The sequence below is a fragment of the Psychrobacter sp. CX10 genome (genome assembly GCF_057621575.2).
This window is the reverse complement of the sequence record NZ_CM177736.1, coordinates 1,878,926-1,891,500: the sequence shown is the minus strand read 5'-3', so window position 1 is coordinate 1,891,500 and position 12,575 is coordinate 1,878,926. Positions and strand designations below refer to the sequence as shown.

General features: G+C 39.3%; 7 protein-coding genes. 1 reads left to right on the top strand and 6 read right to left on the bottom strand.

The window, feature by feature from the left end; translation table 11 throughout:
- Positions 1-339 precede the first annotated feature (339 nt).
- From AC21OH_RS07640 to AC21OH_RS07615, 6 genes are all read right to left on the bottom strand, one after another.
- On the bottom strand, positions 340-2,304 hold the full coding sequence (locus AC21OH_RS07640; protein ID WP_487370842.1) for a MacB family efflux pump subunit: 1,965 nt from the start codon (positions 2,302-2,304) through the stop codon (positions 340-342).
- Positions 2,305-2,477: 173 nt separating this feature from the next.
- Positions 2,478-3,941, bottom strand: coding sequence for a permuted SH3 domain-containing protein (locus AC21OH_RS07635; RefSeq protein ID WP_486536529.1), 1,464 nt, complete (start codon positions 3,939-3,941; stop codon positions 2,478-2,480).
- A gap of 344 nt (positions 3,942-4,285) precedes the next feature.
- On the bottom strand, positions 4,286-5,422 hold the full coding sequence (locus AC21OH_RS07630) for a DNA polymerase III subunit delta (protein ID WP_487370837.1): 1,137 nt from the start codon (positions 5,420-5,422) through the stop codon (positions 4,286-4,288).
- Positions 5,423-5,460: 38 nt separating this feature from the next.
- Complete coding sequence (locus AC21OH_RS07625; RefSeq protein ID WP_487370836.1) at positions 5,461-6,180, bottom strand: LPS-assembly lipoprotein LptE; 720 nt, start codon at positions 6,178-6,180, stop codon at positions 5,461-5,463.
- Between the two features lie 2 nt (positions 6,181-6,182).
- Positions 6,183-8,855 carry a leucine--tRNA ligase gene (gene leuS / locus AC21OH_RS07620; protein ID WP_487370835.1) on the bottom strand — a complete coding sequence of 891 codons (2,673 nt, stop codon included), beginning with the start codon at positions 8,853-8,855 and terminating at the stop codon, positions 6,183-6,185.
- Positions 8,856-9,361: 506 nt separating this feature from the next.
- A complete protein-coding gene (locus AC21OH_RS07615; RefSeq protein WP_487370834.1) occupies positions 9,362-9,817 on the bottom strand; it encodes a TonB C-terminal domain-containing protein in 456 nt (151 codons plus the stop codon).
- A gap of 1,199 nt (positions 9,818-11,016) precedes the next feature.
- Between AC21OH_RS07615 and AC21OH_RS07610 the strand changes: the two genes are divergently transcribed.
- On the top strand, positions 11,017-11,457 hold the full coding sequence (locus AC21OH_RS07610) for a barstar family protein (protein ID WP_487370833.1): 441 nt from the start codon (positions 11,017-11,019) through the stop codon (positions 11,455-11,457).
- Positions 11,458-12,575: the final 1,118 nt, after the last annotated feature.

Here is a 12,575-nt window from a genome sequence, read left to right as displayed (position 1 = left end):
GGATTTTCTAAAGAGGTTACTACAAAACTTGTTTCATCCCGAGTGCAATGAAAATTCTTTAAATAGAATTTTCAAAAAACTCGATATCCAAGCTAGGTTTGCATATTACTGCAAGGTAAAACTAAACAATTTTTTGTTAGTTTCTAACCTTAAACTTAACTATCAAACAGTTTAAAAATACGCTAAAGAAGTTGCTGTACCTCTTTAACGTGAGAGCACATTATACGCATCATAACTAAGAATGCAAGTCTAAATTTATTTTTTTTATTAGCAATCAGCGCTGTTAGCGATCATCAAAAAGTGACATATTTTAGTCAATAAATGGAATCGACATTAGACTTAATCTCTTGAGAGCGCTTCAACAGGATTCAGTTTTGCTGCATTACGAGCAGGGATAAACCCAAAAATAACCCCAATCAATGTCGAGCATACAAAGGCAGCAATAATTGAGGTAGGGGAGTAAATAACGCTAAAGCTATCAGAGCCAATACTATTGATACCTTCACCAATGGCAAATGCCAATAAAACGCCTAATCCACCCCCAAGTATACACACCAATATCGCTTCAATTAAAAACTGCTGCATAATATCGCTTTGACGCGCACCTACCGCCATGCGTACGCCAATCTCATTGGTACGTTCAGTTACGGATACCAACATAATATTCATAACCCCGATACCACCCACTACTAGTGAGATAATAGCGATAGACGATATCAATAGCGTCATGGTAGTTGTGGTTGACTCAATCGTTTGGCGAATTGAATCAGAATTTCGGGTTCTAAAGTCATCAGTGCCATGCCGGCTTTCGATGAGTTCTGAAATGGCGGTTTCAGCCACACTGGTCGACACATCACTATTTATCAACACTACAAACTGCTCAATCGTATTGCCGCCAATCATACGAGACATCATCGTGGTATAGGGCATATAAATAGTTGGCGTATCAGTAGAGCGCCTAAAGCTTGAGTCATTTCCTTCTAATACACCGATGACTCTTCCAGGTACATTGCCGATAAGTAATACTTCGCCAATAGGATTTTCAACGTCTGCAAAAAACGTGCTTTTTGCATTATTATCTATAATCAAATCTTGAGTTCGTGATGAAATGCTATCACTCTCAAAAGATTGACCTATCGCCAAAGTTTCGCCTGTAACTTCTAAATAATCCTCACCAACACCGCTGATACTTGCTGAAGATTCTATATTTCTATAGCGTACGCTTGAGCTGGTATCTAATTGAGGACTTACACTAGCGACATAAGGTTGATTGGCGACCGCTTGTGCATCTTCAGGAGTGAGATTGTCATCGTAATATTGACGTCTGGGGTCACCATAGGGGTAGCCACCCAACACGGTAATGGTATTGGTACCTAAAGAGCTAATGTTGGATAGGATTTTTTGCTGAGAGCCTTGACCTAAACCTACGACAGAGACGACAGAGGCGATACCGATAATGATACCTAGCATCGTTAATATAGTGCGCATTTTATGGGCACGCATTGCTAGTACAGACATTCTAAATGCTTCTGACAACCTATCTATAAATGAGCCAATACGACTTTTTTGCTTTTTATGTAAGATGCTAGAAGGGCTGTCGACATTCGTGTTTTGCGCTAAACGACTTAATTGCTCATTGCGATAATCGGCGATGACACGGCCATCTTTTAATTCAATAACGCGTTCTGCTTTTTCGGCAATACTGGGATCGTGGGTCACCATAATGATGGTATGACCTTGCGCGTTTAAATTTTTTAAAATCTGTAAGACATCTTGCCCCGATTTACTATCTAAGGCACCCGTTGGCTCATCGGCAAGGATAACATCACCGCCATTCATAAGCGCCCGAGCAACAGACACACGCTGCTGCTGACCACCTGACAATTGGTTGGGTCGATTTTGGGTTTTATCGCTCAAACCTAGATCGGTTAATAATTGTTCAGCACGCTCTGATCTAAGTTTGGTATCCATGCCTGCATAAACGGCGGGCACAGCCACATTGTCTTGTGCGTCAATATCACCCAATAAGTGATAGCGCTGGAAGATAAAGCCAAAATGCTCACGGCGCAGTTTGGCTAACTCATCAGCATCAAGTTGGTTAACCGATTTACCAAAAATAAGATAGTCACCATTAGACGCTTTATCTAAGCAACCTAAAATGTTCATCAAGGTCGATTTACCAGAGCCTGATTGTCCAATAATAGCGACCATCTCACCTTGATTAATAGTAAGGTCAATGCCGTGTAATACTCGAATGGTCTGCTCACCGGCAGGAAAGTCCCGAGTGATATTGGTAAGCTGCATGATAGGATTGCCTTTAGCGGTGCTCTCACTATTGCCACTGCCTGGGGTGCTATGATTAGACACTTCAACAGGGGAATTAGCCGGTTCCGCTGTACTCGCTAGAGGTTGGTCAATATTAATCATATCAAATCTTCAATAAAATCGGTTATAGCAAGCGTTATTTATGTGGTTGTTTATATACGCGGTGGCCCACGCGGTGTTTTACTCGTAGATCCTTTTTGACCACTACCTTCACCGATAATTACGGTCTCTGCTTGTTCAACACCGCTTAATATTTGCGCATTGACTCGGTTATCGATACCCACTTCAACCACTCTGTTTTCAACACTGCCATCATCATGTAATACACGGACGTAATGACTATTAGCATTAGGTTTGGCACCAATTTGTTCTGCGTCAAGGTTATCATCACTTTTGTCAGCACTTTTATCAGCGCTTTTATCAGTAGGCGCATCGGCTGGATTAGCTGTGGGCTTATCTCCATCAGCGTTAGCAGTTTCTCTCGGAGTTCGAGGCGGTAATCCTGTTTTAATAGCAGCAGAAGGCACTAATAAGGCGTCACTGGCTTTATCTATCACAATGTACACTTGCGCGGTCATATCAATACGAAAACTACGATCAGGATTGGGTACTTCGATATAACCAATATAATAAATTGCAGAATCGGTAGAGCTGGTGCTACTGATTTCTTCCGGGGCCGGTTCGATAGCAGTTAATACCGCATCATATTTTTTATCGGCATCACCTATGGTGTTAAAGTAAACTGGCATACCAGCTTTAACATTAATAACATCAGCTTCAGAGATTTGCGCATTGATACGTACGGTAGATAAGTCAGCTAAAGTGACAATAGTGGGGGCAGTTTGGTTGGCGTTGACCGTTGCGCCTTGTTCTGCTTCAACAGCGACCACGGTGCCATCCATAGGTGCACGAATAGTGGTATATCCCAAATCGGTCGTAGCAGTGTCTAAATTGGTTTGTGCTTTACGAATGTCAGCTTCACTGCTTACAATATCAGATTGGGCGGTTATTAAAGCTGCTTGCGCGGTTTTGATAGCGGCTTTGGCACTATCTACACTTGCTTGCGCAGTTTCAACAGTCGTTCTTGCGGTATCAACTTGTTGCTCGCTAATAGCATTGATCGCTAATAACGGGCGCAACCTATCATAGTCGGATATGGCTTGTTTAAGATTGGCTTGACGACTGGCAAGATCCGCTTGAGCACTTTGTAAATCGGCTTGACGACTTATATAGCTGGCTTTGGCACTTTGTAGCGCAGCTTGGCCTTGCTCTAAAGTAGCTTGCTGATTTGAAAGATTATTTTTTTGAGCCACTTGGTCAATCTGGGCAATTAAATCCCCTTTTGTAACCTCATCACCCACATCAACATATAACTTAGTTATTTCTCCTGAAACCTGTGCGCCAACATCAACCGTGTTTAAGGCTTTAATTTTACCCGACGCCATCACGTTACTTTCAATATCGCCAATATTTGCAGTGGCAGTGATATAGTTTGGAGTTTCTTCTTTGGGCTTAAACTTGTTATATAAAAATAGCGCCAGAGCAAGGATAACCAGCCCTATAAGGCCCCATTTTATGAGAGCATTGCGGTTTATACGATTTGAATTTAGTACCATACTACCGTCCAAAACCTATTTTTGAATTAATATAGTAAGCAAACAACTAAAAGGTTACGGGGTTAACATCGTTAAGCCTACGTGAACAGTAGTTGCACTCGGTTGCCTTGTCACCATTTTAGACTTCTTAAACTATAATACCTTATTGTGGCACAAAGATTAGGACATAAAGTTTAAGAAAAGTTACCAAAATTAATTTATTAAAAGCAATAGGATAGGACAAAAATTTAATTAATAATGTTTGAAAGTTAAACTGTAGGAAAGGTGCTATAGGAAAAGGTACTAATTGAATTAAGAAAAGAGTTACTCGGAATAATTATTTGGTATTGTATGTTATTAACGCTTTAGTGAAACAACTTATATCCACTAACTCTTAAAGCAGCTTGCAATAGTAGCTCCCAGGCAGGCTGGCGAATGACGCCTTTTACTGCTTTATCACATTGATATAATAAGTCTGGCCAATCGGAAATACTTTGAGGGTTTTGACGACGGCAGGCGGCTTGATATACAGACTGTTTGCTACTCCATATACCTAGCTCTCTTGGATTTTCACCACTTAACAGCTGCATAATAAGACGCATGTCTTTACTGACCGCCCATAATACCAATGGGGTAGGTTCTTCTGTACTTTTAAGCTGTTCTATAATGCGTACAACCTGCGAGGCATTACCGGATAACATAGCATCTGACAAATCAAAGACAGTGTACTGACCACCACTGACAAGCGCATTCTGTAGTGCATCAACATCAACGGTGACAGGTTTGATAGCTTGAATATCGGGCTGTGAAGTATTTGCGCCATTTGAATTTGAGTTGATAGATTGGGCAGATGGGGTAGCGTCTGTCATTGCTCCAGACTGCTCTATTTGCGCCGCTATTTGAGGCGCAAACAAATAGGACAGACGCCACAAAGCTTGATAAGCACTGAGCAGATGGTGTTCTGTTTGTACCATTAAAAATTGCCAAGCGTCTGGAGTTAAGTTTAACCCTAAATGATGCGCATGTACTGACAAGATTAGTTGACGCTGATTTTCATTGTAAAGATTACAATCAATGATATTGCCATACTTAGCAAACGGCGCAAACCATTTGCTACTTTGAGAACGATTGTCGACTTTAGCGGTTAACCATAACACACAGTTTTGATTGGTAGCTGAATTTGCTTCAATGGCAAAAGATTCAAGCTCACTTTGCATGTGTTTGTCAGGTTTGTGATTGCCTGTGACAATAACGGCGGTAGCATCATCAAACAGCGACAAACTATTCAATTCAGTCAATACATCTTGCCACGTCTTAGCCGATACCAGTTCAATACGCTGAATAGATAAGTTTTGACTGCGCCAAATGGGGCGCATCGCATCAGCTAACCACTGATGTAAAAGCGGCTCATCGCCATGTGCTAGCCAAAGACCTGATACATTAACATCAGCAGGCTTGCCTTGTTTTAATTTGGTATAGACGTCTAAAAATGAACCTTTCATAGATTATTGTGTACGTATAGGTGGCCAAGTATGGCCTATTATGGGCTAGGTGGAGTGGATTCTATAAACCCTTTGTCATTTATATTACCTGACGAAGAGTCGGGGTCTTGATTTAAAACGCTCGACGAGTCAGTGTTTGGTACAGCTTTTGGCGCAACCCTCGGTAAGCTCAACGCCACATACTGATCAACGATACGCTGTGCCATGCTCTCGTACAGCCAATCCTGAATTTGATCACCTTGTTTATCATCTATACTAACGGAGGCTTCGTCAAATTGATAACTGCGCTCTACCTGTATGTTATTTTTAACGATAACTGGTTTGCCTGTTTTGCTTAGGTCGCCTTCCGTGTTCATTAGAGTTCTATAAACCACATCAGCCGATAGTACTAATCTGATTTCGGTTAAAACCCCAACCAGCTCGTAGCGTTTAAAACTCAAGTTGTTTACTTCAATAGACCCCGTGTAAAGGTTATCGCTGTTATTAATCTCAAGGTTAATGTCATCAATAACATCAATCCCTACAGAGTGTAATCGCGCTTGTAAAGGGAGCTTTAAGCCCAAACTATTGGCATCATTCCCAATTTTTAAGACAGTATTACCAACTGCATAGCTCATCTGAGAGTCATAACCTCGTAGATGAAAGCCGCAGCCGCTATATAATAAAGGAGAGACGAGTAGCGCCCCTATCAAGCCATACGCCGCTAAGCTTTTAAGCTTAGCGGCTCTATTTTGGATGTGTGCGGATAAGTTAGGCATTTTTAACTCACCACAACGATATTAACGAGTTTGTTCGGTACGACAATCTCTTTTTTTATATCGCCAGTTAAGTATTTAGCAACGCTTTCAACCGCTTTGGCTTGTGCCTTAAGATCTTCAGCATCACTGTCTGGAGCCACCTCCATCTTCCCGCGTACCTTACCGTTAACTTGAATCACCATGGTGATGGTATCTTGTACCAAGGCAGATTCATCTAAACTAGGGTAAGTCAGAGCTTGAGTATCAACGCCCAGCTTTTCAAGAATATGTTCTGAAATATGAGGTGCATAGACCGATAAGATGATGAGTAGCGCTATCAATGCTTCATGTTGTACCGCCATTGCTTCGGCATTAACTTGCTTATTCTTTGAGATAAATGAACTGAGCTCATTAGCAAGCTCCATCAAGCTTGAAACAGGCGTATTCAAGGACAAACGGTCACCAAGATCATTATCAATTTTGGCAATAACTTCATGGGTCTTACGGCGTAAGTTTTTGGCATTACTATTTAACTGTGCTTTATCTATATCACTAACTTTTGGCAATGCAGCAACCGTCAGCTCATTATCAGATAACGCATTCATGTGATCTTGAGCCGAACGCCATACTTTTTTCAAAAAGTTGTAAGGGCCTTTTAATGAGTCATCTGACCATTCAAGGGTTTGATCAGCTGGAGCTGCAAACAACGTATACAATCGCACGGTATCAGCACCATATTCATCAATGGTAGTTTGCGGGTCGACACCATTATTTTTTGATTTTGACATCTTCTCGATTTTGCCAATGGTAACAGGCTTACCATCTGATTTTAAGGTAGCGTTAACAGGCTGTCCACGCTCATCTACACTGATGTCGACATCATCTGCAAAGTAGTAAGTCTTACTGCCATCATCATTGTCTCGATATAGCGTACCTGCCAGTACCATACCTTGAGTTAATAGATTTTTGAATGGCTCATCACCTGATACCAAGCCCTCATCACGCATCAGCTTATGATAAAAACGGGCATACAGCAGGTGCATCACCGCATGCTCAACCCCGCCCACATATTGGTCGACAGGCAGCCATTTATCAGCGGCAGACTTATCAACCATTTGCGTGTCGTCATTCGGGCTGGCAAAACGGGCGTAGTACCAGCTCGATTCCATAAAGGTATCAAACGTATCAGTTTCGCGCTCGGCAGGACCACCGCATCTAGGACACGTTGTGTTCACAAACTCAGGCATGTTTTTGAGTGGGTTACCACGGCCATCAGGTACAACATCAGTCGGTAATTCAATGGGCAAATCTGACTCTTCTACAGGCACATTACCGCAGTACTCACAGTTAATCATTGGAATAGGGCAGCCCCAGTAGCGCTGACGTGATACCCCCCAGTCTCGCAAACGATATTGGATTTTACGACTTGCAAGATTTTGTGGCTCAAGCTTTGCAAGCATGGCTTCAAATGAGCCATCAAAGTCTAAGCCATCAAATTCATCAGAGTTGACCAATTGACCACGTTCGATATACGCGCCCTCATGGTCAGATGGGGTTTGAATAACAGTTTTGATAGGTAAATTGTATTTGGTTGCGAACTCATAATCACGCTCATCATGAGCAGGTACTGCCATCACAGCTCCAGAGCCATAACTCATCAGCACATAGTTGGCAACCCAAACAGGAATCTCTTCCCCTGTTAAGGGGTGCGTCACGGTTAGACCAGTATCCATACCTACTTTTTCAGCTTTGGCTAAATCGGCCTCAGCAACAGAGCCTTTTTTGCATTGTTCACAGAATTCAGCAATTTTTGGATCTTTTTCTGCCGCAAGTTTTGCCAAACGGTGCTCAGCTGCAACCGCAACATAAGTCACACCCATCAAGGTGTCAGGACGGGTAGTGAATACATCAAGCGTACTGTCATCATCTCTATTATTGTAAGGAAAGTGAACTTCCATACCTTGGCTACGCCCAATCCAATTGCGCTGCATGGTGATTACGTCACTTGGCCACTGACCTTCAAGCTTATCTAAATCATCTAAAAGCTCATCAGCGTAGTCTGTGATTTTGAAGTAATACATTGGAATATCGCGTTTCTCAACAGGTGCGCCGCTTCGCCATCCTTTGCCATCTATAACTTGTTCGTTAGCAAGTACGGTATTGTCAACTGGGTCCCAGTTTACCGTGGCAAGCTTTTTGTATACCAAGCCTTTTTTATATAACTGTAAAAAGAACCACTGCTCCCAGCGGTAATATTCTGGCGTACAGGTTGCAAATTCACGCGACCAATCGATAGACAAACCAAGCGTTTTGAGCTGACCTCGCATGTTGTCTATATTGTTAAAGGTCCATTTAGCAGGTGCCACTTGATTGGAGATGGCCGCGTTCTCTGCAGGCATGCCAAAAGCATCCCAGCCCATAGGCTGTAATACTTCATCACCTTTTAAGCGATAATACCTACTGAGTACATCTGAGATGGTATAGTTCCGAACATGTCCCATGTGCAGTTTGCCGCTAGGGTAGGGGAACATAGACAGCATATAACGGGTATTGGCATCTTCGCTAACGTCATTACTAACCTCAAAGCGCTTGTCAGCAGCCCATTTGGCTTGTTGTTCGGCTTCGATTTGCTGCGGATGGTAATGGTTGGGGTTGGACGCTGAATCAAGTTGTTCAGGTGTTACAGTGTTACTCATAGTCGGCTCTATATTAAATGGTTTCTTTAAAAAAGGCAGTAAGCGTCACGAATAAACGCTTAATAAATCAGGATAAAATTTAGATAAGATAGGATAGCGTAAATTGGCATAAATTGCGATGGGGGGCATCTGATATATTCAGCAATAGCGGTGTTATCCAACATGTCTGTTATTGCTGTGTCATATAGTGACTATCTATAATATGTCGATTTATAATAAGTAGCTTTACAATAGGCAGCTATTTCTCGCTTTACGCTTGTAGTTAGCGGTTTGGGTGGCACAGCGCCTAAACACAATGGTGTTCCATCATTCAAGAGACCCCCCTTGTGCAAGGCGCTGTTAGCCACCCAATCCACTAAGCTACCGCTACAATCGAGGCTAAAAAGCCCGCTCGGTTAAGTGTATTTTATAGTGAGCTTTGGGTTTACGTTGGTTGAAAATAAATATATAACCGTAAAGTATACAGTATGCGAAAATCACTGTTATTCTAAGAATGATTTTATTGTTTACTGAACCACAAAATTGAGTTTGATTTTATTAAAATTAGTACCATCAAGTGGTGTTAAAGGGCTTGATTTATAGATAGCTTCTTCAACTGAATGTTTTAGAGCCTCATCACTTGTATGTGCTATAACACTTAATACGTCTCCTTTACTACTAACGTCAATAGTTACAGATACTTTAGACCCTTCACTATATAAGGGAGGAGTCCAGAATCTAAGGATAAGGTTCGCTAGGTCTGTAACGATATCGGAATCCCTTGAATGGTTACTATCTTTATTATTTTTATTCAACCCAGTGTTTGGACCAGCGTTGGTGTCTATTCGTTCAAATGTATTATCAACCTTGCTGGCAGTCTCTTCAGCTTGCGCATGAATATTAGTTAATAATCCAATAGAGCATAATAAGCTTGTGATTAAAGTTTTAGAGATAAAGCTCTTGTTAGTTTTAATATTTAACATAGTTATTGAGCCTAATTAACTAAGATAAAGAAGATTTATTAAAAATAGAAAATTTCTTAGTTTATGGAATTTGATGATGATTTTATCATTTGTGGAATCAATAAGTTTAGTTTGATTCTTATAGTGTCAGTATCATTAAGTTGAAAGAGTTAATGAATAATTCAATATTCTTATGTCTATAAAGAGTAAGATAAATATAATTTCTCATTATAATAAAATTCATTCAACATATATATCTTTACTTGTCTATTTAGAATATGACTACAACGTTTGAACGATATTACAGTTCTTTATAGTATATTTTAAGATTTCATTAAACTATCTAAGAATATTGAGTGAAAATTTATGATAAAAAGTAATATTAAAAATTCAGTAAATGAGATAACTAATGTGTTCAAAAATAATAATACACAAAAGTGATATGAGTTGCTAAGAAATTCAAATCTACCAGATGTTGCGCTCTTAGAATGCGAAGGAAATGCAGAGTTCTATAAAAAGAACTATAGTGCTTCATTCAATTTTATGAACAAGCCTATAAAAAAGATGGTGATTATAGGATAGCGAGATATTACTATCTATGGGCTTCTAAATTTTTAAGTGAAGACGACCTCGTTCAAGCTTTTGAATACTACCAAGAATCAATTGAAATAGAACCAGATTTCGTCGACGCATATATTGATTAAGGTGCTTTGTTAATTGAAATCAGGGAGTTAGAATCCGCTAAAAAGTGTTATGAAGATGCGCTAGCTATTGACCCAGATGATAAGTTGATTAGAAGGAGTTTAGATTCTATAAAAGCCAACATCAAAAATTAACATCCACAGCTAATTCAATTGCGACTTTAACCTTTCAAACATTAGGCACTCACCAATGGCTTGCACTTACCCTTGGCTAACATCCCCTTGTACTATGCTTTAATATTAAGATTCAATTTATTAGTTACCTTAGCAGCCTTGTACTGCTTATCTCGGATAGAACTTGAACCATTCTCAGCAAAATCAAACAGATATTGTATATAAACTCGAAGTCGACAATTTGCTTACTTATCATATTGTTAAGCTTGGAAGTTAGGTACATAGTAGTTGTATAGTTATTAGTAAAACTTCAAATGCAACTCAAGCTACTAATAAGTCTAGGGTACTCTAAAGTAAAACAATTGCCTTATAACAGCCTCATTATGAATCATTTGGGAGGATTAAATGATAAACTTTTGGAATGAAGATGATTGGGACGATACTTATCAAAACCAATTGGATAGCGATCAGAATGTTATTATAAATTTGAAAGAGTGTGTTTCTGAAAAAGATTTTGTATTGGCAGTCGCTTATGTTTTAAATGCATCATTTAGTACTAAACAAGGGTTAGGAAGTAATTTAGATGCCCTTTCAGATGTTGTATCAGATTATTTGAACGACAATTGGTTGAAGTGGAAAGATGTTTACCTAGTTGGCTGGAAGCGATTTGTAGAAAAGCATCCTATTTTATCACAAAAAATGTTGAATACACTTAATGATGCATATTTAAAATCTATTTCGAGTAAATTAATGATGATAAATTGGAGCGAGATAACTTTTCATGATGTACATCTTTTAGAAGCATTAACAGATTCAAGACCGAGAATAATATTAATCTTAAATTAGCCCATAGACACAATAAAAAAAAGCAATCTTAAATGTTCAACTTTTTTATAACCTTAGACCAAAATAACTCTGTTCGTATACCATAGTTATTTCTATGGATTCGTCCAATTACTTATTAATAATTACCGGATAAGAAATCGTTCTTGGCGAAGACGGTGACGTGGTGCGTACTACCTCTGTCACTGCCTTACCTGTTGCTTTATCTTTGATCCAAATAAATATTATCGTAACTATCTTTACTCAGCCATGCCGTACCGATATCAGTGACAAAGTCTAATTGATAGCAAGCGTAAGCTGGGCTTTTAAACCAGCTTCATATTATAAGTTATACCTTTAATACTCAATTTATCTAGAGAAATAGGTCTTAAAATCTTTTGCCTTTAGTCACATAAATAAATCATTAATCCTATTAGTCAACGAAACATACAACTTAGTATTAACCAACTCTGTATTTATTGGTGATCTAACCAGTTCTTAAGGAACTAAATCTAGTAGAAATAGTAACTAACAACTAATGCTTGGTTCTAACACTAAGCATTATTAAATTATTCTTCCAATTAATTCAAACAAAACCCAAAAGCATATCTTAGAGCCTCTAATAATGACAAGTTTGTTAAAAACCAGAGAAATATACAGTTGTAGTCTTATTACTAACAAACAGGTATAGGCTGTGTCGCGGCCAGTGTCAAAAAACAAGACTATGATGTTGGTGTTTTAGGCGCTATAGTTGGCGAGATGTTAATAGATAATGTTATATACCCAAGCTTAGATGGTGACTATTAAATAGTGCAGATTTAGCAAATTATAGACTCCTCAAAAACTGTCGTAGGAACTATGGCGTTATTAGTTGTATATAAGGTTGATAGTGGTATTGAAGGAGCTAAAGGTATTTTCTCTAAGAACAAAGCTTCATAAAATTATACAAAAGATGTAGGTAGTAGAATCGGAAAAATTTAGGCAGAGCAGAACAGATAGTTTCAAGATATGAAAAAATCTTGAGTTGGATATAGAACTAAAGAAGAAATTAGACAAGATGCTCACGATCTGTATGATACAAAGGGTGCTCCCTTGTAAATTTGGCTTAAATAATCGAAGTTCCATAATGAAATTTTTATAAC